The 23,107-nt window shown below is 54.4% G+C and carries 21 protein-coding genes; 7 read left to right on the top strand and 14 right to left on the bottom strand.

Annotation, left to right across the window (positions count from 1 at the left end):
• Nucleotides 1-141 precede the first annotated feature (141 nt).
• The gene (locus QLG09_RS10530) at nucleotides 142-1,215 is read right to left on the bottom strand and encodes an acyltransferase family protein (RefSeq protein ID WP_014169594.1); all 1,074 of its coding nucleotides are present in this window, start codon (nucleotides 1,213-1,215) and stop codon (nucleotides 142-144) included.
• Nucleotides 1,216-1,471: 256 nt separating this feature from the next.
• Here QLG09_RS10530 and lolC point away from each other — a divergent pair, with 256 nt between their 5' ends.
• The 5 genes from lolC to cobB are packed head-to-tail and all read left to right on the top strand — an operon-like array spanning nucleotide 1,472 to nucleotide 6,411.
• On the top strand, nucleotides 1,472-2,671 hold the full coding sequence (gene lolC, locus QLG09_RS10525; RefSeq protein ID WP_032681244.1) for a lipoprotein-releasing ABC transporter permease subunit LolC: 1,200 nt from the start codon (nucleotides 1,472-1,474) through the stop codon (nucleotides 2,669-2,671).
• Nucleotides 2,664-3,365 (top strand): lipoprotein-releasing ABC transporter ATP-binding protein LolD, encoded by a 702-nt coding sequence (lolD, locus tag QLG09_RS10520; RefSeq protein ID WP_020884656.1) that lies wholly within the window; start codon nucleotides 2,664-2,666, stop codon nucleotides 3,363-3,365. Before lolC ends, lolD begins: the two co-directional genes overlap by 8 nt.
• Nucleotides 3,365-4,609: a lipoprotein-releasing ABC transporter permease subunit LolE gene (lolE, locus tag QLG09_RS10515; protein ID WP_282488895.1), complete on the top strand. Its 1,245-nt coding sequence runs from the start codon at nucleotides 3,365-3,367 to the stop codon at nucleotides 4,607-4,609. Before lolD ends, lolE begins: the two co-directional genes overlap by 1 nt.
• Nucleotides 4,610-4,663: 54 nt before the next feature.
• Nucleotides 4,664-5,575 carry an N-acetylglucosamine kinase gene (nagK, locus tag QLG09_RS10510; RefSeq protein WP_025204444.1) on the top strand — a complete coding sequence of 304 codons (912 nt, stop codon included), beginning with the start codon at nucleotides 4,664-4,666 and terminating at the stop codon, nucleotides 5,573-5,575.
• Between the two features lie 14 nt (nucleotides 5,576-5,589).
• Nucleotides 5,590-6,411 (top strand): Sir2 family NAD+-dependent deacetylase, encoded by an 822-nt coding sequence (gene cobB / locus QLG09_RS10505; protein WP_014169599.1) that lies wholly within the window; start codon nucleotides 5,590-5,592, stop codon nucleotides 6,409-6,411.
• Between the two features lie 47 nt (nucleotides 6,412-6,458).
• Here the strand turns inward: cobB and QLG09_RS10500 are convergent, their stop codons facing one another.
• The gene (locus QLG09_RS10500; protein ID WP_049023823.1) at nucleotides 6,459-8,390 is read right to left on the bottom strand and encodes a methyl-accepting chemotaxis protein; all 1,932 of its coding nucleotides are present in this window, start codon (nucleotides 8,388-8,390) and stop codon (nucleotides 6,459-6,461) included.
• Between the two features lie 237 nt (nucleotides 8,391-8,627).
• Here QLG09_RS10500 and QLG09_RS10495 point away from each other — a divergent pair, with 237 nt between their 5' ends.
• Complete coding sequence (locus tag QLG09_RS10495) at nucleotides 8,628-9,857, top strand: HDOD domain-containing protein (RefSeq protein ID WP_063156123.1); 1,230 nt, start codon at nucleotides 8,628-8,630, stop codon at nucleotides 9,855-9,857.
• A 47-nt stretch (nucleotides 9,858-9,904) separates the two neighbouring features.
• On the opposite strand, the gene potD is transcribed toward QLG09_RS10495, so the two are convergent.
• Genes potD through potA form a run of 4 tightly spaced genes read right to left on the bottom strand, consistent with a single transcriptional unit; the run spans nucleotide 9,905 to nucleotide 13,716 of the window.
• Nucleotides 9,905-10,939: a spermidine/putrescine ABC transporter substrate-binding protein PotD gene (gene potD, locus QLG09_RS10490; RefSeq protein WP_014169602.1), complete on the bottom strand. Its 1,035-nt coding sequence runs from the start codon at nucleotides 10,937-10,939 to the stop codon at nucleotides 9,905-9,907.
• Nucleotides 10,936-11,727, bottom strand: coding sequence for a spermidine/putrescine ABC transporter permease PotC (gene potC / locus QLG09_RS10485; RefSeq protein ID WP_047174455.1), 792 nt, complete (start codon nucleotides 11,725-11,727; stop codon nucleotides 10,936-10,938). The genes potD and potC overlap by 4 nt, the downstream gene beginning before the upstream one ends.
• On the bottom strand, nucleotides 11,724-12,581 hold the full coding sequence (potB, locus tag QLG09_RS10480) for a spermidine/putrescine ABC transporter permease PotB (RefSeq protein ID WP_020884651.1): 858 nt from the start codon (nucleotides 12,579-12,581) through the stop codon (nucleotides 11,724-11,726). The genes potC and potB overlap by 4 nt, the downstream gene beginning before the upstream one ends.
• Complete coding sequence (gene potA / locus QLG09_RS10475; RefSeq protein ID WP_181240015.1) at nucleotides 12,565-13,716, bottom strand: spermidine/putrescine ABC transporter ATP-binding protein PotA; 1,152 nt, start codon at nucleotides 13,714-13,716, stop codon at nucleotides 12,565-12,567. Before potA ends, potB begins: the two co-directional genes overlap by 17 nt.
• 233 nt (nucleotides 13,717-13,949) lie before the next feature.
• Between potA and pepT the strand changes: the two genes are divergently transcribed.
• Nucleotides 13,950-15,173 carry a peptidase T gene (gene pepT, locus QLG09_RS10470; RefSeq protein WP_047357245.1) on the top strand — a complete coding sequence of 408 codons (1,224 nt, stop codon included), beginning with the start codon at nucleotides 13,950-13,952 and terminating at the stop codon, nucleotides 15,171-15,173.
• Nucleotides 15,174-15,230: 57 nt separating this feature from the next.
• Here pepT and QLG09_RS10465 read toward each other — a convergent pair whose 3' ends face one another.
• The 8 genes from QLG09_RS10465 to rluE form a co-directional block, all read right to left on the bottom strand.
• Nucleotides 15,231-16,352 carry a cupin domain-containing protein gene (locus QLG09_RS10465; protein ID WP_032677894.1) on the bottom strand — a complete coding sequence of 374 codons (1,122 nt, stop codon included), beginning with the start codon at nucleotides 16,350-16,352 and terminating at the stop codon, nucleotides 15,231-15,233.
• Nucleotides 16,353-16,443: 91 nt separating this feature from the next.
• Entirely contained in the window at nucleotides 16,444-17,907 is a 1,464-nt protein-coding gene (gene phoQ / locus QLG09_RS10460; RefSeq protein ID WP_032681238.1) for a two-component system sensor histidine kinase PhoQ, read from the bottom strand.
• The gene (gene phoP, locus QLG09_RS10455; protein WP_032670531.1) at nucleotides 17,908-18,579 is read right to left on the bottom strand and encodes a two-component system response regulator PhoP; all 672 of its coding nucleotides are present in this window, start codon (nucleotides 18,577-18,579) and stop codon (nucleotides 17,908-17,910) included.
• Between the two features lie 122 nt (nucleotides 18,580-18,701).
• Entirely contained in the window at nucleotides 18,702-20,072 is a 1,371-nt protein-coding gene (purB, locus tag QLG09_RS10450) for an adenylosuccinate lyase (RefSeq protein ID WP_020884458.1), read from the bottom strand.
• 19 nt (nucleotides 20,073-20,091) lie between these two features.
• The gene (hflD, locus tag QLG09_RS10445; protein ID WP_014169611.1) at nucleotides 20,092-20,721 is read right to left on the bottom strand and encodes a high frequency lysogenization protein HflD; all 630 of its coding nucleotides are present in this window, start codon (nucleotides 20,719-20,721) and stop codon (nucleotides 20,092-20,094) included.
• A gap of 27 nt (nucleotides 20,722-20,748) precedes the next feature.
• Complete coding sequence (mnmA, locus tag QLG09_RS10440; protein WP_032670452.1) at nucleotides 20,749-21,861, bottom strand: tRNA 2-thiouridine(34) synthase MnmA; 1,113 nt, start codon at nucleotides 21,859-21,861, stop codon at nucleotides 20,749-20,751.
• 40 nt (nucleotides 21,862-21,901) lie between these two features.
• Nucleotides 21,902-22,375: an NUDIX hydrolase gene (locus QLG09_RS10435; RefSeq protein WP_049023567.1), complete on the bottom strand. Its 474-nt coding sequence runs from the start codon at nucleotides 22,373-22,375 to the stop codon at nucleotides 21,902-21,904.
• 9 nt (nucleotides 22,376-22,384) lie between these two features.
• Nucleotides 22,385-23,038, bottom strand: coding sequence for a 23S rRNA pseudouridine(2457) synthase RluE (gene rluE, locus QLG09_RS10430; protein ID WP_049023566.1), 654 nt, complete (start codon nucleotides 23,036-23,038; stop codon nucleotides 22,385-22,387).
• Between the last annotated feature and the right edge of the window lie 69 nt (nucleotides 23,039-23,107).

Raw genomic sequence — 23,107 nt, 5'->3', positions numbered from 1 at the left:
TCAGAGTCTCTTGGGGATATACCAACAGTATTGGGGCATATCACTGATACGCAATGTCTTTATTATCCTCGATCGTTTTACATAATCAAACCGGAACCGCACAGGGAGGAAATTCGCCCCCAAAAGGGGGCGAAAAGCGCATCAGCGGCTGGCCGATGACGGAGAAAGCGTGGAAGGCGGGGAGAAGAACACATCACCAAACAGTGCGGTGGAGACCTTACGCACCCCAAGCCCGGCAACGGTGCAGAGCAACAGGCTGGCAAACGGGTAGACCAGAATCAACGTCAGCTCCGCCCAGACCGGCCAGTATGCGGCATTCATCTCACCAATCAGGAACAGGCTAAAGGCCTCAATCAGGATGCGATGGGTGGTATAAATCGCGATGGTATTAGAACCGATCACGTTAAGCAGATTATTAGGATGGACGGCATAACGTTGCTCAATGCTGTAGAAAAGCTTCATGATCAACACAATCGACAGCAGGGAGAGCAGCAGCGGGACGTTAGCAAACCACAGCACCACAGAAACGGCAGCGAACGCGGCTAACGCCAGCCAGGCGCGACGCAGATTGAACCCTTTCATCCACGCCATCAGCTCAGCGCCATACCACGCGCCGAGGCTGTAGTAGATCATGTTGCGCACCACGCTATTCATTCCCCACCACGGCAGCGGCAGGAAGTTTATCGCGACGCTCGCCAGTGCCAGCAGCCCCAGTACCGGCAGCTTCCAGCGGCTCAGTAGTTTACACAGCGTGAAATAGACCACCAGGGCATACAGATACCAGAGACTGGTGCTGGCGGTGAGCATTCCCTTCACAAACCCGGAAAGGGAATCGGCATAGGCCGCATTGGAGGAGGTGGCCAGTTCACGCTCGGGAGCAAGCCAGGCGTTGAGGTGGCTCAGCGCCTGCCATTGCAGAACGCCCCACAGCGCCAGTACCCAGACAATGCTCCAGATCCGTTTATCGAGACTGGTACGCCAGTCCACCTCATCGATGTAACGTCGAATCAGATAGCCGGAAATGAAGAAAAACACCGGCATGCGGAAGGGAGCAAGATAGAGATTAAAATAGACCCAACATTTGGCGAGAAGACCGGATAACGGATGTTGTAACCCATTGAGATGGGGATAAAAGGTGATGACTGAATGGTAGATAACCACCAGGCAGATACACAGCCCTTTTATCTGGTTAATCCATAATGCTTTTTGCTTCATTGTTCGCGACTACCTTTTTGCCATAAACGAACGAACAATTGTTGTTAAACAAAACCGTGATGTAACGGGTAACAGTCTGTATCAGGAGGTTTTTCGGAAAAGGTGGAGGCTATACAGTGGGGTTTCAGAGAGTAGTACCCTGATTTATCTGAATTTTTCAGAAAAATGATTACCAAAGCTTACGGTTTCAGTCATTTACGCTTAAGGGATTCGCTTATATACTCGTGGGTCTGCTATCAGCAAACAGACGGATTTCATGTACCAACCTGTCGCACTCTTCATAGGCTTACGTTACATGCGTGGGCGCGCCGCGGACCGCTTCGGTCGCTTTGTCTCCTGGCTTTCGACTATTGGCATTACGCTTGGCGTAATGGCTCTGGTGACGGTTCTCTCCGTCATGAACGGCTTTGAGCGCGAGCTGCAAAACAACATTCTGGGGCTGATGCCGCAGGCTATCCTCTCCTCAACCAACGGTTCCGTTAACCCACAACAGCTCCCGGAAAGCGCGGCGAAGTTACAGGGTGTCACGCGCGTTGCGCCGTTAACCACGGGCGATGTGGTGCTGCAAAGCGCCCGTAGCGTGGCGGTCGGCGTGATGCTGGGCATTGACCCGGCGCAAAACGACCCGCTGACGCCGTTCCTCGTGAACGTGAAGCAGACCGACCTGGAAGCCGGCAAATATAACGTGATCCTCGGCGAGCAACTGGCCGGGCAGCTTGGCGTCAACCGTGGTGACCAGCTGCGCGTAATGGTACCGTCGGCCAGTCAGTTTACGCCGATGGGACGTTTGCCAAGCCAGCGCTTGTTCACGGTGGTTGGCACGTTTGCCGCCAACAGCGAAGTCGATGGTTATCAGATGCTGGTGAATATTCAGGACGCGTCACGTCTGATGCGCTATCCGGCGGGGAATATCACCGGCTGGCGCCTGTGGCTCGACGCCCCGCTAAAAGTGGATACCCTCAGCCAGCAAACGTTGCCGGAAGGGACCAAATGGCAGGACTGGCGTGAACGCAAAGGCGAGCTGTTCCAGGCCGTGCGGATGGAAAAAAATATGATGGGGTTGCTGCTGAGCCTGATCGTGGCGGTCGCGGCCTTCAACATCATCACCTCACTGGGGTTGATGGTGATGGAAAAGCAGGGTGAGGTCGCCATTCTGCAGACTCAGGGGCTAACGCCGCGCCAGATCATGGCGGTATTTATGGTGCAGGGTGCCAGTGCCGGGATTATCGGTGCGCTACTCGGTGCGGCGCTGGGGGCGCTGCTCGCCAGCCAGCTTAACAATTTAATGCCGATCATCGGCGCTCTGCTTGATGGTGCGGCGCTGCCCGTGGCTATCGAACCGTTACAGGTGATTGGAATTGCGCTGGCTGCGATGGCCATTGCGCTGCTTTCTACGCTTTATCCTTCCTGGCGCGCTGCCGCCACTCAACCCGCTGAGGCTTTACGTTATGAATAAGATCCTGTTGCAATGCGACAACCTGTCCAAACGCTATCAGGAAGGCACTGTGCAGACTGACGTGCTGCACAATGTGAGCTTCAGCGTGGGCGAAGGTGAGATGATGGCGATTGTGGGCAGTTCCGGCTCCGGCAAAAGTACGTTATTACACCTGCTCGGTGGGCTGGATACACCCACCAGCGGTGACGTGATTTTCTCCGGCCAGCCGATGAGCAAAATGTCATCTGCGGCAAAAGCGGAGCTGCGTAACCGCGAGCTGGGCTTTATCTACCAGTTCCACCACCTGCTGCCGGATTTCACGGCGCTGGAAAACGTGGCGATGCCGCTGCTGATTGGTAAAAAGAAACCCGCAGAAATTAACACTCGCGCCAGCGATATGCTGAAAGCGGTTGGGCTTGGGCATCGCGGTAACCATCGTCCTTCTGAACTTTCCGGCGGTGAACGCCAGCGTGTGGCCATTGCGCGTGCGCTGGTCAACAATCCGCGCCTGGTACTGGCGGATGAGCCAACGGGTAACCTGGACGCCCGCAACGCGGACAGTATTTTCCAGCTGCTGGGTGAGTTGAATGCCTCGCAGGGAACCGCGTTTCTGGTGGTAACCCACGATCTCCAGCTGGCAAAACGGATGGGACGTCAGCTTGAGATGCGCGACGGTCATCTGAACCCAGAACTGACCCTGATGGGGGCGGAGTAATGGCTTCACCGTTATCGTTACTCATAGGGTTACGTTTTAGCCGCGGACGTCGTCGCGGCGGCATGGTGTCACTGATCTCGGTGATCTCCACCATCGGTATTGCGCTGGGGGTGGCGGTGCTGATCGTGGGCCTTAGCGCCATGAACGGCTTTGAGCGTGAACTGAATAACCGCATCCTGGCGGTGGTCCCGCACGGTGAAATCGAACCGGTGAATCAGCCGTGGACGCACTGGAGCGATGCCCTGGGCAAAATCGAAAAAGTGCCAGGCATCGTGGCGGCCGCGCCTTACATTAACTTTACCGGGCTGGTCGAGAGCGGCGTTAACCTGCGCGCCATTCAGGTAAAAGGGGTGAACCCGGTGCAGGAAGAGCGCCTCAGCGCGTTGCCGAAATATGTGCAAAACGGCGCGTGGGCAAACTTTAAGGCCGGTGAACAGCAAATTATTATGGGCAAAGGCGTTGCCGAGGCCCTGAAGGTTAAGCAGGGCGACTGGGTCTCTATCATGATCCCGAACGCCAGTGCCGACCACAAGCTGCAGCAGCCTAAACGTGTACGCCTGCACGTCACCGGTATTCTTCAGTTAAGCGGCCAGCTCGATCACAGCTTTGCGATGGTGCCGATGGAAGATGCGCGCCAGTATCTCGACATGGCCGACAGCGTGACGGGGATTGCCATTAAGGTCAACGACGTCTTCAACGCCAATAAGCTGGTGCGTGATGCCGGCAGCGTGACCAATAACTATGTCTACATCAAAAGCTGGATTGGCACTTACGGTTATATGTACCGTGATATCCAGATGATCCGCGCCATTATGTATCTGGCGATGGTGCTGGTGATTGGGGTCGCGTGCTTTAATATCGTTTCGACGCTGGTGATAGCGGTCAAAGACAAGAGCGGCGACATCGCCGTCCTGCGTACCCTGGGGGCAAAAGACGGTCTTATTCGCGCCATCTTTGTCTGGTACGGTCTGCTGGCTGGGCTGTTCGGGAGCCTCTGCGGCGTGGTGATTGGCGTGGTGGTTTCTCTGCAGCTGACGCCAATTATCAATGGCATCGAGGCGCTTATTGGCCACCAGTTCCTGTCAGGTGATATCTATTTTATTGACTTCCTGCCGTCGGAATTGCACTGGCTGGACGTTTTTTATGTGCTGGTAACGGCACTTTTACTGAGTCTGCTGGCAAGCTGGTATCCGGCGCGTCGCGCAAGCCGAATTGATCCGGCGAGGGTATTAAGTGGCCAGTAATTACGTCATGATTTAGCGGTCGTCAGGCCGCCAAATCAAAAAGAGGAATGCGTGATGTATTATGGATTTGATATTGGCGGCACCAAAATTGCGCTGGGCGTGTTTGATAAAAACCTCAAACTGCAGTGGGAAACCCGCGTTCCCACACCACGCGAAAGCTATGATGAATTTTTAACTGCCATTGCCGCGCTGGTGGCGCAAGCTGATTCACGTTTTGGCGTGAAAGGCAGCGTCGGCATTGGTATTCCGGGAATGCCCGAAACTGACGATGGTACGCTGTATGCGGCCAACGTTCCTGCTGCCAGCGGTAAACCGCTGCGCGCCGATCTCTCCGCTCTGCTTGAACGCGACGTGCGTTTAGATAATGATGCCAACTGTTTTGCACTCTCCGAAGCCTGGGACGATGAGTTTCAGCGCTATCCGCTGGTGATGGGGCTGATCCTCGGCACGGGCGTAGGGGGAGGGATCGTCATCAACGGTAAGCCGATTACCGGGCGCAGTTACATTACGGGAGAGTTCGGGCATATCCGCCTGCCGGTTGATGCCCTGGCGGTCGTCGGGCGCGACTTCCCGCTGACCCGCTGCGGTTGCGGTCAGCATGGCTGTATTGAGAACTACCTCTCCGGACGTGGGTTTGCATGGCTTTACGAACACTTCTATCATCAGAAACTTGAAGCCCCTCAAATCATTACCTTGTGGGAGCAGGGGGATGCGCAGGCGCGAGAGCACGTTGAGCGCTATCTGGATCTGCTGGCGGTGTGTCTGGGTAATATTCTCACCATCGTCGACCCGGATCTGCTGGTGATTGGTGGAGGGCTTTCAAACTTTAGCGCGTTAACGGAACAGCTGTCCGGGCGTTTGCCCCGACATTTATTGCCGGTTGCCCGCGTGCCGCGTATTGAACGTGCGCGACACGGGGACGCAGGAGGGATGCGCGGAGCCGCATTTCTTCATCTCACCGATTAGTTTACGAGGTTTTTATGCTGTCGCGTCGCTTAGGTCGACTCAGCCGTTTTCGCAAAAATAAACGCCGCTTACGTGAGCGCTTGCGCCAGCGGATCTTTTTCAGAGACAGAATGATGCCAGAAGCGATGGATAAACCCAGAGTGGTGGTGCTGACCGGGGCGGGGATCTCCGCAGAGTCAGGTATTCGTACTTTCCGCGCTGCGGACGGGTTATGGGAAGAGCACCGTGTTGAGGATGTGGCGACGCCGGAAGGCTTTGCCCGCGATCCGGATCTTGTGCAGGCGTTTTATAACGCCCGCCGTCGTCAGCTGCAGCAGCCAGAGGTTGTGCCTAACCCGGCGCACCTGGCGCTGGCGAAGCTGGAAGAGGCGCTTGGCGATCGTTTTTTACTGGTTACGCAGAATATCGACAATCTGCATGAACGGGCTGGTAACAAAAACATCATCCATATGCACGGTGAACTGCTGAAAGTTCGCTGCGCCTGGAGCGGTCAGGTGCTGGACTGGAAAGAGGACGTGCTGCCTGAAGATAAGTGCCACTGCTGCCAGTTTCCGTCGCGCCTGCGCCCGCATGTGGTCTGGTTTGGTGAAATGCCGCTTGGTATGGATGACATCTACAGCGCGCTGGCCATGGCGGATGTCTTTATCGCCATTGGCACGTCTGGCCATGTCTATCCGGCGGCCGGCTTTGTTCACGAAGCGCGGCTGCACGGCGCGCATACGGTTGAGCTGAATCTGGAGCCGAGCCAGGTGGGCAGCGAGTTCGAAGAGAAGCACTATGGCCTGGCCAGTACCGTCGTACCGGAGTTTGTCGATAAGCTCCTGAAAGGGCTATAATCGCGATAGCCTGAAAAGGCACCCGTCCTGCGGGTGCCTTTTTTTGTTTATGGCGTAAAGTACGCCAGCGTTTTCTCCAGCGATTTCGCCTGCTCGTCCAGAGACAGGGCCGCTGCCGAGATCTGTTGTACCAGGGACGCGTTCTGCTGGGTCGTGCTGTCCATCTGATTGACGGCAATGCTGACCTGGCTAATTCCCCGATTCTGCTCATCCAGAGCCTGAACAATATCGTTAATCACCAGATGCACATGCGACACGGCCTCAATGACCTGCTTCATCATGACGCCGGTTTCATTGACCAGCTCAACGCCTTTGCTGACACGACCTGAAGACTCGGCTATCAGCTGCGAGATCTCTTTTGCCGCGTTGGCGCTTCGCTGGGCAAGGTTGCGCACTTCACCCGCCACCACTGCAAAACCGCGCCCCTGTTCGCCCGCGCGCGCCGCTTCTACGGCGGCATTCAGCGCCAGAATATTGGTCTGGAAGGCGATACCGTCCACAATGCTGTTGATCTCTCCAATCTTACGGGCGCTTTCGTCAATTTCCCCTATCACCACCACGACATCGTTGACCAGCGTCTCGCCATGTCCGGCAAGGGTCGCGGCGCGATCGGTAAGGGTGGTAGCTTTGTGCGCATTGTCGGCGTTATTTTTCACCGTGACCGAAATCTCTTCCATGCTGGCTGCGGTTTGGACAATCGCCGCTGCCTGTTCTTCGGTGCGTGAGGCCAGATCGAGATTGCCTGCCGAAATTTCACTGGTGCCACCGTGAACGGAGTGGCTGGCTTCGCTGATGTTACCCACGATGCGCTTGAGCTGCATCTGCATGGTGTGCAGGGCGTAAAAAATACTGCTGGTGTCCCCGGGACGCACCGGGATAGCGTTGTTCAGGTCGCCTCCGGCCACGGCCAGCGCGATCCCGGCGGCATCTGACGGTTCGCCCCCCACCGGGCGGTCCACTTTACGGGTAAAGATTTGCGCCATGACCAGGCTGACAACCACAATGCTTAACACCATCAGGAGGATGGCTTTCAGTAAAAATTGTCTTGCCTCGGCCATCACTTCGCTGACCGGGGTGACGATAGCCAGCTTCCAGGGCGTCTGACTGTTGCCGATGGTAATCGCCTGCCAGGTGATAAACGCCTCTTCCTTCAGTTGAGGATCGTTTGTGCGTATCACCTCATCCCCTGTGACAGTTCCGGTGTAAGGCTTGCCTACGGCACGTTTATCCGGGCTGGAAACCACGCTGTTGCCCGCCGACAGAAGCAGGGCGTAGCCTGTACCGTTCCACGGTTTAATCGCCCCGATCATCGATTGCAGGGTAGCGAGTGAGAAATCCGACGTGACGGACCCCAGGAACTGACCCTCACGCATGATGGGGGCGGCAATCGAGGTGAGCATTACGTCCACCCCATTGTAGGGATAAATATAGGGTTCGATGATGACATCTTTTTGCCGTTGCTTCGGCAGCAGATAATAATCACCGCTGCCGGGCGTTTCGATGTCCGTCAGCAGATGTAATGCCGGTTTGCCTGTGGCGTCGCGGTCAACGTAGCGGGCGTAACGTCCGGCGGGATCTTCACCGCTCTGACCGGCAAAGGTGGCATCATTGCCATCGAAAGCATCAGGTTCAAAGGCCATCGACATTGAAAGAAACTGAGGGTGCGCTGAGAGATAATGGATTAGCAGCTGGTTGAGTCCCTGTCGATCAGCGATGCCCGCGTCGCGCAGTGCCTGAGCGGTATTTCCCATGTCACGCGCGGCCGTCAGGGCGGAATCCATCTGTTTACTGACCTGCAAAGACTGCACTTCAGCAATCTGACGGATGTGTTTTTTAGCCAGCACTTCTTGCTGATCCATCCACTGCCACATCATAAAACCGATCGTTGCCGTAAAGCCCACCGTCACGGTGAGGAAAATGGACAATAGCATCAACGTCTTGACTCTTATTTTTTGTTTTCGGACCATGGCGTCTTTCATTCTCAACTCCCGTAATGACGTGCATGTCGGGCAGGCACAGATCACTTATCGGATATTTCGCCATGTTTCTGTAGAGCACCGGGTATATTTAATTTAAATTTTTGAACGCTAATTCCCGTTAATTAGTGTGGATGCTTTTATTTTGTGCATTCAATCAAATTAGTGTTCGATAATGCTCGTTATCGTTGTGCAGATAGGGGATGCTAATAAATATAAAGACGTTCAGGAGGATGGGATATGTATGGATTTATCGCGAGACAACCCATTTTTAACCTCGATATGAATACCGTGGCCTATGAGCTGCTTTTCAGAGACGGAATGACCAACCGTTTCCCCGATGTGTCGGCGGAATATGCCACGTCCAGAATGATATCAGACCAGTTCTTATCCGTGCCGTCCCAGCGCATCGCCGGGGAACATACGTCGTTTATCAATTTTCCTTCCCGGATGATCATCGACCGCAGCGCTGAGGCGCTGGACAAAAACAACGTGGTCATTGAGATCCTGGAAGATGCTGACCCGGGTGAGGCGCTTTTGCAGGCCGTGAGAGAAATGTATGAGCACGGGTACTGCTTTGCGCTCGATGATTTCACTCTCGCACCGGAATGGGATGTTTTTTTGCCCTATATTTCCATCATCAAATTCGATGTCCAGAATTACACCTTAGCGCAAATTCAAAATTACCTGAGTGAGCGTAAAAGCCTGACCGGGCATATTAAATATCTGGCTGAAAAAATTGAGACTAAAGAGGAATTCAAACAATACAGCGATGCCGGATTTTCTCTTTTTCAGGGATATTTTTTCTGTCGTCCGGAGGTGATTAAATATAAACGGCTATCGCAAAATCAGCTTGCAATTTTCCGTCTGCAAATGGAAGTAGGACGCAATAAACCTGACTTTCGGATCATCGAGGCGTTAATCAAAAGCGACCTCACGCTGTCCTATAAAATCATGCGCTATATGAAGCACACCGCTTTTAAACACATGGGGGCCTGTAATTTCAGCAAGTTAACGCTGAGTGAAGTGTTGAGGTATCTTGGAGAAAATCAGCTCAGAAGGTTTGTGGCCGTTGTAGTGCTGGCAAGTGCAGCCAACGACACCGTCACCGAGCTTTACCCGATGAGTATGATGCGCGGGAAATTCTGTGAACTGATTGCCGAGAAACTGAATGAGCCGATGCTGGCTGAGAATGCGTTCATGTGCGGTCTGTTCTCACTGCTTGATACCCTGCTTGAGCTGCCGATGGCAGAGCTGATGACGCAAATTGCTGTCCCGCAGAGCGTGAGTAATGCGTTGTGCCATCAGGAAGGGCAGTTAGCGGACATGGTTCGCCTCTGCCATTATTACGAGCAACAGCAGTGGGATGAGGCAAGCAGAATAAGTCACGCGCTGGGGCTGGCAGAGGAAGAGATCGTAGAGGCGATGAGGAAGGCCACGATCTGGGCCGGGGAGAACGCCGTCAGTTAATCGTTCCTCACTCCGCTAAGACGGAGTGAGGAAGAAAGCCTGGCCGCTTACCGGCCCGCTTTTAATTTCTGGTAATACTCTTCATAGATGCGGCTTGCGTCACCGACATCGTTTTGCCACTCGCCTTTACTGATGGTTTGCGCATCCGGATAGAGCGATTTGTCGTTCGCGACGGCCGGGCTGAGCAGCTTGCGCGCGGCGAGGTTCGGGGTGGGATAACCAATGGTCTCCGCAACCTGTTTCGCGACGTCCGGGCGCAGCAGGAAGTTAATCAGCTTCAGGGCACCGTCAACGTTCTTCGCGTTTGCAGGAATAGAGAGGCTATCCATCCAGAAGATCCCGCCTTCTTTCGGCCACACTACCTCCAGCGGCGTACCGGCCTGACGGGCAACATACGCGGAGCCGTTCCACACCATGCCCAGATTCACTTCGCCTTCCATATACGGGTTTGCCGGGTTATCAGAGTTGAATGCCGCCACGTTAGGCATCAGCTTTTTCAGCTCGTTATAGGCCGCTTCAATCTCTTTCGGGTCCGTCGTATTGCCTGAGTAGCCGAGCTTACGCAGCGCTACCTGGAACACTTCGCGCGCGTCGTCGGTTAACAGCAGGCTGCCTTTGTATTCCGGTTTCCACAGATCGGCCCAGCTTGTAACGGTTTTCGGATCGATAGCCTCGCTGTTGACCCCAATGGCGGTTGCGCCCCAGATGTAAGGAATGGAGTAGTCATTATTCGGGTCAAACGGCTTATTGAGCATCTCCGGATCGAGATTGTTGAAGTGAGTGAGCTTCGTTTTATCGATCTTCTGAATCATGCCCTCTTTGCGCATTTTATCGACGAAATAGGTCGACGGGACGACCAGATCGTACGCGCCTTCTTTATAAGTTTTGAGCTTGGCGTACATGGTTTCATTCGACTCATAGGTAGAATAGATAACCTTGATGCCCGTCTCTTTCGTGAACTGCTCCAGCAGGCCAGGTGGCACATACTCGGTCCAGTTATAGAAATAGAGCGTTTTGCTGTCATCAGCGTGCGCGGCACCCATTCCGAGCACCAGTGCCGCAGCGGCAAGCATTTTTTTCATTTCATTGTCCCCTGAGATTTTGTTTTATCACGAGCAATAACCTGGCTGGCAATCACCAGCACCAGCGAGAACACTAAGAGTATGGTCGCCAGCGCGTTCACCTCGGGCGAGACGCCGACTTTCACCATTGAATAGATCTTCAACGGCAGAATTTCATAACTCGGGCCGGTGACGAAGGAGGAGACCACCACATCGTCCATCGACAGGGTAAAACTCAGCAGCCATCCGGCAGCAACGGCGGGCATCGCCAGCGGCAGGATGATTTTGCGCAGGATGATCATCTCACTGGCACCCAGATCTTTTGCGGCTTCCAGCATGCGCACGTCAAACCCTTTCAGGCGTGCGAAGACGGTGACCACCACAAACGGCAGGCAGAAAGTGATGTGGGAGAACAGCAGTGACCAGAAGCCCAACTGGACGCCCAGCAGCATAAACAGCACCAGCAGCGAAATCGCCATGACGATATCCGGCGACATCATCACCACAAACAGCATCCCGCTGACGAACGGTTTACCCCGGAAGCGATAGCGGTAGAGCGCCACGGCGGTAAGCGAACCAATCAGCGTGGCGAAGGTGGCGGAGAAAATCGCCATCGTCAGGGAGTGCTGAGCAGCCTGCAGCAGGCTGTCGTTGTTCATCAGCAGGCTGTACCAGTTGGTAGTGAAACCTTGCCAGTTGATGCCGAAACGCGAGCTGTTAAACGAGTTCACGATCAAAATAATGATCGGAATATAAAGATACGCATAGATGGCGGTCATAAAACCGCCGCGAAGCAGTCGACCGATCATTCGAGTTCCACCTTTTTATTCAGTAATCGTGAAGCACGCCAGTAGATCAACAGCATCAGGCCCATCACCACCGTGAGCGTAATGCTGGTAGCGGAACCGAACGGCCAGTCGCGAATGTTCAGGAACTGACTCTTAATCACGTTGCCGATAAGCAGGTTTTTCGCGCCGCCCATCAGGTCGGACACGTAGAACAAGCCCATTGCCGGCAGCATTACCAGCAGACAACCTGCAATGATGCCGGGCATGGTCAACGGAATGATAATCCGGATAAAGGTCTGCAGTTTGCTGGCGCCCAGGTCTCTCGCAGCTTCCAGCAGCGGTTTATCCAGCTTCTCAATGCTGGAGTAGAGCGGCATCACCATAAAGGGCAGCAGGATGTAGACCAGACCCACAATGACCGCACCCGGCGTAAACATGATGCGCACTGGCGTATCAATCACGCCCAGCCACAACAGGAACTCGTTCAGATAGCCTTTGGTGCTGAGGAAAATTTTCAGCCCGTAGATGCGGATCAGGGAGTTGGTCCAGAAAGGCACGATCAGCAAAAAGAGCAGCAGTGGACGCACTTTTTGCGGCAGACGCGCCAGAAACCATGCAAAGGGATAACCCAGCACCAGGCAGGCAACGGTGGCGATCAGCGCCATATTAAGCGAGTGCAACAGCACGTCAAAATAGAGCGGATCGAGCAGACGCGAGTAGTTGTCCAGCGTAAAGACCAGCTTTACGAAGTCAGTATCGTCGCGGGTCAGGAAGCTGGTTGCGATGATCATCAGGTTGGGTAAGAAGACAAACAACACAAGCCAACCGACGATAGTAGCAATCACCACATTCTGGAATTTACTTGTGTTCTTCATCAGCCAGTACAACCTCCCAGCTTTCTACCCAATTGATAACCATTTTCTGGTCGAGGGAGTGGTCGAAATCAGGGTCGTCCTCATTAAAGAACTCGCTGACCATCACCATCTTACCGTTTTCCAGTTCGACGACAGACTCCAGCGTCATCCCTTTATAGTTGCGCTCCCGGATATAGCCAATCAGGCCCTCGGCATCAGTATTGCCGTGGATCTCTTCAACGCGCAGATCCTCCGGGCGCAGCAGGACGTTGAGCTTTTGCCCTTTTTCGACGGCGAAATTCACGGTGATATTGCACTCGCGGCCTTCTACGTTGGCCCGCACGCGCTGTTCGTCCAGGCGTTCAATCACCGTGGCGTTGAAAATGTTGATCTCCCCAATGAAGCTGGCCACGAACAGGTTTTTCGGCTCTTCATAGATTTCACGTGGCGTGCCGTCCTGCTCGATTTTGCCGTCACGCATCACCACGATACGGTCCGACATGGTGAGTGCCTCTTCCTGATCGTGGGTAACGAAGACAAAGGTAATGCCGAGCTTGCGCTGCAGGGCTTTAAGCTCGTTCTGCATCTGCTTGCGCAGTTTGTAGTCCAGCGCGGAAAGTGACTCATCCAGCAGGAGCAGACGCGGTTTATTGACCACAGCGCGGGCGATAGCAACGCGCTGCTGCTGGCCGCCGGAAAGCTGGTGTGGCTTACGCTGGGCAAATTCTTCCAGTTGCACCATGCGCAGCGCGTCGGTAACGCGAGCAGGGATCTCGCTGGCCGGTGTTTTTTGCATCCGCAGGCCAAATGCGACGTTCTCGAACACGGTCATGTGCGGAAACAGGGCATAGCTCTGAAAGACGGTATTCACGTGCCGCTCTTCGGCGGGGACCTGGGTGATATCCTGGTGTTCAAGGTGGATGTGACCGCTATCGACGTTTTCCAGTCCGGCGATAAGGCGCAGTACGGTTGTTTTGCCGCAGCCAGAGGGGCCAAGCAGCGTGAGGAACTCACCGTCATTGATGGTCAGGTTGAGCCCGGAAATAACATCTTTACCATCAAAACTTTTACGAATTCGTTCCAGTTGCACCAGCGGTGAACGTGAACGGGATTGTGTATTCAATTTTTGCGCTGTCCCATATAGACGCTCCGGGATGCAGACCGAAGCGGGGTTTGTGTGTAACCACCTTGGTGACTCGTAATGAGGGCGGACATTCTACGGCAAACCACTGTAATCGCCAATCCTTGTCACTGATTCATAAGCTACATTTACTAACGGATACGATATAAACGGAAAATATTCTCGTTTGCGGGATAAAAGTGACCTGACGCAATATTTGCCTTTTGATGCTTATTGATAATGTTGTCACAAAAAGTGAGGGTGACTGCATGGATAAATTACTTGAGCGTTTTTTACAGTACGTTTCGCTGGATACCCAATCTAAACCGGGTGTCCGCCAGGTGCCAAGCACCGAAGGCCAGTGGAAGTTATTAAACCTGCTCAAAGAGCAGCTCGACGCCATGGGGCTGGTTAACGTCACGTTAAGCGAGAAAGGCACTGTGATGGGAACGCTGCCTGCGAATGTCTCCGGTGATATCCCGGCGATTGGCTTTATCTCCCATGTCGACACCTCTCCGGATTTTAGCGGTAAACATGTGAACCCGCAGATTGTTGAAAACTACCGCGGCGGCGACATTGCGCTGGGGATTGGTGACGAAGTGCTGTCGCCGGTGATGTTCCCGGTGCTGCACCAGCTGCTTGGTCAGACGCTCATCACCACCGACGGCAAAACGCTGCTGGGTGCCGATGACAAAGCGGGGATTGCCGAGATCATGACGGCGCTGGCGGTGCTGAAAGAGAAAAATATCCCGCACGGGGATATCCGTGTCGCCTTTACGCCGGATGAAGAGGTCGGCAAGGGGGCAAAACACTTCGACGTAGAGGCCTTTAACGCGAAGTGGGCCTATACCGTCGACGGTGGCGGCGTAGGGGAACTGGAGTTCGAGAATTTCAACGCCGCGTCCGTGACAATCAAAATCGTCGGAAACAACGTTCATCCTGGCTCCGCCAAAGGGGTCATGGTGAATGCGTTGTCGCTGGCGTCGCGTATTCATGCGGAAGTTCCGCCAGAAGAGAGCCCGGAACAGACCGACGGTTATGAAGGTTTTTATCACCTGACCAGCATTAAAGGCACCGTAGACAGTGCGCAGATGCACTACATCATTCGCGACTTTGACCGTAAAGCATTTGAAGCGCGTAAACGTAAGATGATGGAGATAGCCAAAAAGGTCGGTAAGGGCCTGCATCCGGATTGCTATATCGAGCTGATTATTGAAGACAGCTACTACAATATGCGCGAGAAAGTGATGGCGCATCCGCATATCCTCGATATCGCGCAGCAGGCAATGCGTGACTGTGATATTGAACCGCTGTTAAAACCGATTCGTGGTGGCACAGACGGTTCGCAGCTGTCGTTCATGGGGCTGCCTTGCCCGAATCTGTTTACCGGTGGCTACAACTATCACGGCAAGCACGAGTTCGTGACGCTGGAAGGAATGGAAAAAGCGGTGAAGGTGATTGTGCGAATTGCGGAGCTGACCGCGGCGCGGTAATGACAAAAAAAGGCCGGGTCAGGCGAAGCCGCCCCCGGCACTCTTTTACTTTACGGTTTAGTCCTCAAAGAACCAGTACCCGCTGTTCACCAGCGCGGCGAGCATCGCGAGGAAAGAGGGATCTTCCAGCGCATCGCCAAAGGTATCGGCCGTTAAGGTCAGGTGGCTGGCAATAGCCTCCAGCGCCGGACGGTGAGGGGAGTCCAGCTTCTCGCCGTTAACGAAAACATCTTCACCGATGCGCAGTACGCGCAACCCGCCCAGACGAACCAGTTTGTCGCCCTGCTGCAGTGCGTCATAAATCTCGTCGGCCTGGTATGGCGGCTCTGGCGGTGCCACATCCAGCTCATGGCGTGACTGGCTGATAAACTCACCAAACCACTGGCTGAAATGCGCCGGTTCATTGATCAAATCCAGCATCATACCGCGAAGCTTGTCCAGTTCGGCTGGCACAATATCGGCCGGGTGCTCGCGTGCAGGCACATCCGGATCGCTGTAACGATGGCTGCCCAGTTCACGCTGCAGCACGTAGTCAGCAAAGCCGCTGATCATTTCGCGACCGCTTGGTGCGCGGAATCCGACGGAGTAGTTCAGCGAGTTTTCCAGCGAATACCCTTCGTGCGGGAACCCAGGTGGGATATAGAGAATATCACCCGGCTCCAGCTCTTCATCGATAATCCCTTCAAACGGATCGACCTGAAGCAGGTCCGGATGCGGGCAGTGCTGTTTCATCGGCACTTTGTCGCCCACGCGCCAGCGGCGGCGGCCTGTACCCTGAATGATAAAGACGTCGTACTGGTCCAGATGCGGCCCAACGCCCCCTCCTGGCACGGAGAAGGAGATCATCAGATCGTCCATTCGCCAGTCGGGCAGGGCGCGGAACGGACGCATTAACGCCGCAGTCGGTTCATGCCAGTGGTTAACCGCCTGAACCAGCAATGACCAGTTGTTTTCACCGAGGTGATCGTAGCTTTCGAAAGGACCGTGGCTGACCTGCCATTTCCCGTCCTGGTGGCTTACCAGGCGGCTGTCGACTTCGCTCTCCATGGCCAGGCCGGCCAGTTCGTCAGGGGAGAGGGGATCGACAAAATTGCTGAACCCGCGTTTAAGAACGACCGGGCGCTTCTGCCAGTAACGTTCAATAAATTCGGGCCAGTTAAGTGTTAAGTGATAATCCATATTTTTTTATTCCGCAGGCTCTTACTGACTCGGATTATAACGGAAGCACAGGAGCCTGGGTGCGAGATCCTCGCATTTTTCACATAACGGGTTAACTATCGTTCGATGTGGGCTGCTGGCGACCGAAAATGACCTCCATTCTGGCGCCTCCGAGTAAACTGTCTTCGGTTTCAATTTTTCCGTCGTACTGGTCGACGATTTCGCGTGCCACCGCTAACCCAACCCCCTGGCCGGGGCGCAGCGTATCCGCACGCTGACCGCGGTCGAATACCACATCACGTTTATTGCGCGGGATCCCCGGGCCATCATCCTCAACGATAATATGCAATTCGTTATCCGTCTGACGCGCGGAAACTTCCACGAATTCCAGGCAATATTTACAGGCGTTATCCAGCAGATTGCCCATCACTTCCATGAAATCATTTTTTTCACCAACAAAGCTGATTTCGGGAGAGATATCGAGGCTGATATTGACCCCTTTGCGCTGGTAAACCTTGTTGAGCGCGGAGGTGAGGTTATCCAGAAGCGGTGCCACAGGATGCAGTTCGCGGCTCAATAACGCGCTGCCGGAACGCATGCTGGCACGGTGCAGATAGTAACCAATTTGCTGAGAAATACGGCTGATCTGTTCCAGCATCACCGGCTCGGCATCATCAACGCTCAGCTTTGAGCTGCGCATCGAACGCAGGGTACTTTGCATCACCGCCAGCGGCGTTTTCAGGCTATGCGTGAGGTCGGTGAGGGTGGTGCGGTATTTATCATAGCGCTCACGTTCGCTTTTCAGCAGACGGTTGAGGTTACGCACCAGGCTTGTCAGCTCGCGGGTAGTCTCCGGGTTGAGCTTCTCACGATGATGTTCTTCCAGCTCGCGCACCTCTCTCGCCAGCGATTCGATGGGGCGTAAACTCCACCACGCGGCGAGCCACAGCAGCGGGATTACCAGCAGCAGATTCGCGGCCAGAACATAGACGAACCAGTTCCATACCATATAAGAACGTTTAAGCTCGACCGGGATGGTATCGACCACCACGATAGTTAACTGCGGCATGTTCATCGTGGCCGGGTAGAGGTTAATCGCCACGGAGTGCGTCATTTCTGTTTCGGCATCGTCTGCGCGGATCTCATTCAGCTTTTGCTGCAGGGAGCGGTCCTCGCGCAGCAGCGAGCTGGTGGTGTTCAGATCGGCTTCAAGTTCGTGGAAACCATTGGTCTTAAGCCATTCCGGACGAATACTTTTAACCAGCCATGGGATATCGCGTTGTGCCCAAAGTAGTTTTCCCTTTTCGTTATAAATCAGGGCCAGCGTCGGGCTTTGCTGGTTAAGGTTTTCCGGCATTTCGACGGTGATCGTGTTGTTTTCCCATTTCGCCAGGGTATAAAACAGGTTGCTTTCACCACGCAACAGTCGAAAAGTTGTTTTATCAAAACTGACGCTGTAGCCCACCAGAGCCACCATGCCGTAGGAGAGGGATAACACCAGCACGACGGCGGCTGTTGCCAGTAAAAAGCGAACCCGCAGCGAGAGGGGCAGAATATGACGCAAGATCCCTTTCATTTAGCGTATTTCGAACAGATAACCCTGACCACGGACGGTCGTGATCACGTCCTGCGGGTACTCCGCCTGAATTTTCTTGCGCAGACGTCCCATCAACACATCAATCGTGTGGCTCTCACGCAGCTCGGCATCCGGATAAAGCTGAAGCATTAAGGAGTCTTTGCTCACCACTTTGCCGCTGTTGCGGATTAACGTTTCCATGATGGTGTATTCGAACGCGGTCAGCTTAATGACTTCATTATTGATCGAGAATTCACGACGGGAGAGATCAACCTGGAAAGGGGGAATCGAAATCACCTGGGAGGCCAGGCCGCTGTTGCGGCGCAGCAGTGCCTGCATGCGTGCCGCCACTTCTTCGATGTGAAACGGCTTGGTGACGTAATCATCCGCGCCCGCGCTGAGCACTTCAACCTTGTCCTGCCAGCCTTCACGTGCGGTCAATACCAGAACCGGAAGGGAGACATCATGGCTGCGCCAGCGACGAATCAACGACAAACCGTCTTCATCAGGCAATCCGAGATCGACGATGGCGATGTCCGGCAGGTGCTCATTGAGATAATAATCGGCTTCTTTTGCATCTTCGGCATCGTCCACCTGATGTCCCATCTCCTGAAGCTGAACCTTCAGGTGATGGCGTAGCAATGCGTTATCCTCAACAACCAGTACGCGCATCATCTTTTCTCCCTATATGAATGGTATGAATAGTTTAACGCTGATTATGTTGTTGTGGGGATAAACATTAAGTAAACCGGGGAAAAGCAGCCCCCTTTCCAGGCGGAAAGGGGGAAGGGAGGTTACTTCAGCTCGTCAACCATGGTGATGGCACGGCCGATATAGTTTGCCGGGGTCATCGCTTTCAGGCGGGTTTTCTCGTCTTCTGGCAGTTCCAGACTGTCGATAAACTGTTTCATGCCTTCGGCGTCTACGCGTTTGCCGCGCGTCAGCTCTTTCAGTTTCTCGTACGGTTTTTCAATGCCATAACGACGCATGACGGTCTGAATGGGCTCTGCCAGCACTTCCCAGTTGTGATCCAGCTCGTCCAGCAGACGGTCGCGGTTCACTTCCAGTTTGCTTACACCTTTCAGGGTGGACTGATACGCGATCAGCGCGTAGCCGATACCCACGCCCAGGTTACGCAGCACGGTGGAGTCAGTCAGGTCGCGCTGCCAGCGGGAAACTGGCAGTTTGCTCGCCATGTGCTGCAGCACCGCATTCGCCAGGCCCAGGTTGCCTTCGGAGTTTTCGAAGTCGATTGGGTTGACTTTGTGCGGCATGGTTGAGGAGCCAATTTCACCGGCGATGGTCTTCTGTTTGAAGTGGTTCAGCGCGATGTAACCCCACACGTCACGATCGAAATCGATCAGAATGGTGTTGAAGCGAGCGATGCAGTCAAACAGTTCCGCGATATAGTCGTGCGGCTCAATCTGGGTGGTGTACGGGTTCCACTGAATGCCCAGAGAGGTCACGAACGCTTCGCTGAACTGATGCCAGTCCACTTCCGGGTAGGCGGCGATGTGGGCGTTGTAGTTACCTACCGCACCGTTGATTTTACCCAGAATCTCGACCTGCTCCAGCTGACGATACTGACGTTCCATACGGTACGCCACGTTTGCCATCTCTTTACCCATCGTGGAGGGAGTGGCCGGCTGACCGTGGGTACGGGACAGCAGCGGAATATCACGATATTCGACAGACAGTGCTTTTACCGCGTCGATGATTTTACGCCAGTAAGGCAGCACCACGTCTTTACGTGCGGTGGAGAGCATCAGTGCATGAGACAGGTTGTTAATGTCTTCTGAGGTGCAGGCGAAGTGAATGAATTCAGACACGGCATGCAGCGCAGGCACGCTTGCCACTTTCTCTTTCAGGAAATACTCAACCGCTTTTACGTCATGGTTGGTGGTGCGCTCAATAGTTTTAATGCGCGCAGCATCTTCTTCGTTGAAGTCAGCAACGATTTTATCGAGGTAATCGTTTGCCTGGGCGTCAAAAGCAGGAACTTCCTTGATTGCTGCCTGGGCGGCCAGCTTTTGCAGCCAGCGTACTTCAACCTGAACACGGAACTTCAGCAAACCATATTCGCTGAAGATCCCGCGCAGCGCGCTGACTTTATCGCCGTAGCGTCCATCTACAGGGGATACGGCGGTCAGTGAGGATAATTCCATAATTCGCAACTCCGGGAGGTTAACAATGAGCAAGAATTTGTTTTGCCTGAGTCGTCAGGCGATTACGAGAAAACATTAACTGCAGGCGGCCACCGCCAACCTGATGCCACAGCACGGCGGCACGAATACCCGCCAGCAGGGAGGCGCGGACTTTTGCCTGAACCTGCGGGCTTTGCAGCACGGCAGGAGAGCCTGTGACCTGAATACGTGGGCCCAGCGGGCTGATGACGTCAACATAAATGCCGGCCATGGCACTGAGCAGCGTTTCGGACTGCAGATCAAAATGGTCGAGCTGGCGCTGCAGCCCGGCAATGCGGTCACCGAGCGTATCAAGGGCGCCTTTAGCCGCGCTGAGCTTACGCTCCAGCACCATCAGGCTTAACGTGTAGCGGGTCAGCTCCGCGTTCAACCCCTGACGGCTACTGGCGTTAAGCACGCCAAGCAAAGTTTCAAGACCGAGACGAAGATTGGTTTCACTCCCACCGAAGACACCCAGAGTCGAACCGGGGTTGAGGTCGATAACGCTGTTGAGTGAAACGTGCAGCGCGTCAGCATCGCAATGACCCTGATGCGCCAGCTGTTGCACCAGACGGGCAGACTGGCAAATTCCAGCCAGTGCCAGGGTGATGTCATAATAGTTCTTCGCCACACGTTCTCCTTTATGTGTGCAATCGTGTTAAACGGCCGGCAGCGGCAGGCGCTGTTCAATGATCCCGCCGCCCAGACAGATTTCGCCGCTGTAGAATACGGCGGACTGGCCTGGGGTGACCGCCGCAACCGGCTCGTCGAAACGCACATCAATGCGTTCATCATCCAGCGCGGTGACGGTACAAGGGATATCGGTCTGGCGATAGCGTGTTTTTACCGTGCAGCGCAGCGTACCCTTCAGCGGCTCACGATCGACCCAGTGCAGCTGTTGTGCGATGAGGCCGACGGACATCAGACGCGGATGGTCGTGGCCCTGAGCGACAACCAGAATATTGTTTTCGACATCTTTATCTACGACGTACCACGGATCTTCGCTGCCTTCTTTGGTGCCGCCAATACCCAGCCCTTTACGCTGGCCCAGCGTGTGGTACATCAGCCCCTGATGTTGACCAATCTCATCACCGTCGACGGTAACGATTTTGCCCGGCTGTGCCGGCAGGTAACGACCAAGGAAATCGCGGAATTTGCGCTCGCCGATAAAACAGATACCGGTGGAGTCTTTTTTCTTCGCGGTGATCAGATCCAGCTCTTCGGCGATTTTACGCACCTGCGGCTTTTCAAGCTCGCCTACCGGGAACAGGCTTTGCGCAATCTGTTCGTGGCTGAGTGTATACAGGAAGTAGCTTTGATCTTTGTTGCCATCCAGACCGCGCAGCAGCTGGCTTTTGCCATTCACATCGGCACGACGCACGTAGTGCCCGGTCGCAATATAGTCTGCGCCCAGATCTTCTGCGGCGAATTCCAGGAAGGCTTTAAATTTGATCTCTTTGTTGCACAGAATGTCCGGGTTCGGGGTACGACCGGCTTTGTACTCTTCCAGGAAAAGCTCGAAGACGTTGTCCCAGTATTCTGCAGCAAAGTTAACGGTGTGCAGTTCAATGCCCAGCTTATCGCACACCGCCTGCGCATCGGCGAGATCCGCAGCAGCAGTGCAATATTCCTCGCCATCATCTTCCTCCCAGTTCTTCATGAACAGGCCCTCCACCTTATAGCCCTGTTGTTGCAACAGGTAGGCGGAAACGGAGGAATCGACACCGCCGGACATGCCGACGATCACTTTTTTCTGGCTGTTATCTGACATGGAATACTCACGACATTGAACTTCAAGGCGGCGTATTCTATCACGCCCCCCCACCATTGGCACCCTCTGTAAACGGCCAGTTAAATTCTCCAATCACCTCAAGCGGCAGGCGACCAGCAGACTGCCAGCAGCGGATACTCTCGGCAACCAGCGGCGAGCGCAGGTTTGGCGCGTTCAGAATATCTTCGGCAGTGACCCACAGGCAGCGATCGATATCATCGTCCTGCGGCTCTGTGGCGCACGTTTCGCTAAGCTCGACGGCAAATAAAAAGCGCAGGAACGGGGTGTGATCAGGGGCAATCCACTGGTGCATACGGATGAAGTGCTGCGGCTCCGCGTGGATACCGGTCTCTTCCCACAGTTCTCGTTTAGCGGCCTGCAGTAAGGTTTCATTGGCTTCAAGGTGCCCGGCTGGCTGGTTCCAGAGTGCCTTGCCGTTAATACTCTCTTCAACGACCAAAAACTTACCCTGCGCGTGAACCACGCAGGCGACCGTGACATGCGGTTTAAACATAGTGACTCCTTAAGGGGTAACGTCCCGCCATTCACCGTTTGCCAGTGAATCCAGGGTGTAGTTGCCCATGGCGTAGCGAATAAGTCGCAGGGTAGGGAAGCCCACGTGTGCGGTCATCCGGCGAACCTGGCGATTACGGCCTTCATAAAGGGTGATCTTGAGCCAGCTCGTCGGGATGGATTTGCGCTCGCGGATCGGCGGCGTGCGTGGCCACAGCCATTCCGGCTCGCTGACGAGCTCAATACCTGCAGGCAAGGTAGGACCATCGTTTAACGTCACGCCGCGGCGTAATGTCGCCAGCGTCTCTTCATCCGGTTCACCTTCAACCTGGACGAAGTAAATCTTTCCCGTGCGTTTGCCCGGCTGAGTGAGCCTGGCCTGTAAGGCACCATCGTTGGTTAAGACCAGAAGTCCTTCGCTATCCCGGTCCAGACGGCCGGCGGCGTAGACGCCCTGAACAGGAATGTAATCCTTCAGCGTGCTGCGTCCGGCTTCGTCAGTAAACTGCGGCAAAACATCGTAGGGTTTATTGAACAAAATCACCCGCTTTGGCTTGGATTCTTGTGGTCTTCTGGCGGCTTGTCGTGAGCTGAATCGCTCAACCCGGTGTTTTGTAAAAGAAGTTTTCTTCATGGTATTTTCAGACGTTATCAATTGCCGCATTATAGCCTATTAACGAAGACCTTTCATGGCGTCGGACAATCAGGTACTATCGAAGGGCTCATTACAATT

Origin of the sequence: Enterobacter sp. V89_11 (genome assembly GCF_029967775.1) — a bacterium.
GTDB classification, from domain to species: Bacteria; Pseudomonadota; Gammaproteobacteria; order Enterobacterales; family Enterobacteriaceae; genus Enterobacter; species Enterobacter ludwigii.
This window is presented reverse-complemented; position numbering and strand designations above follow the sequence as displayed.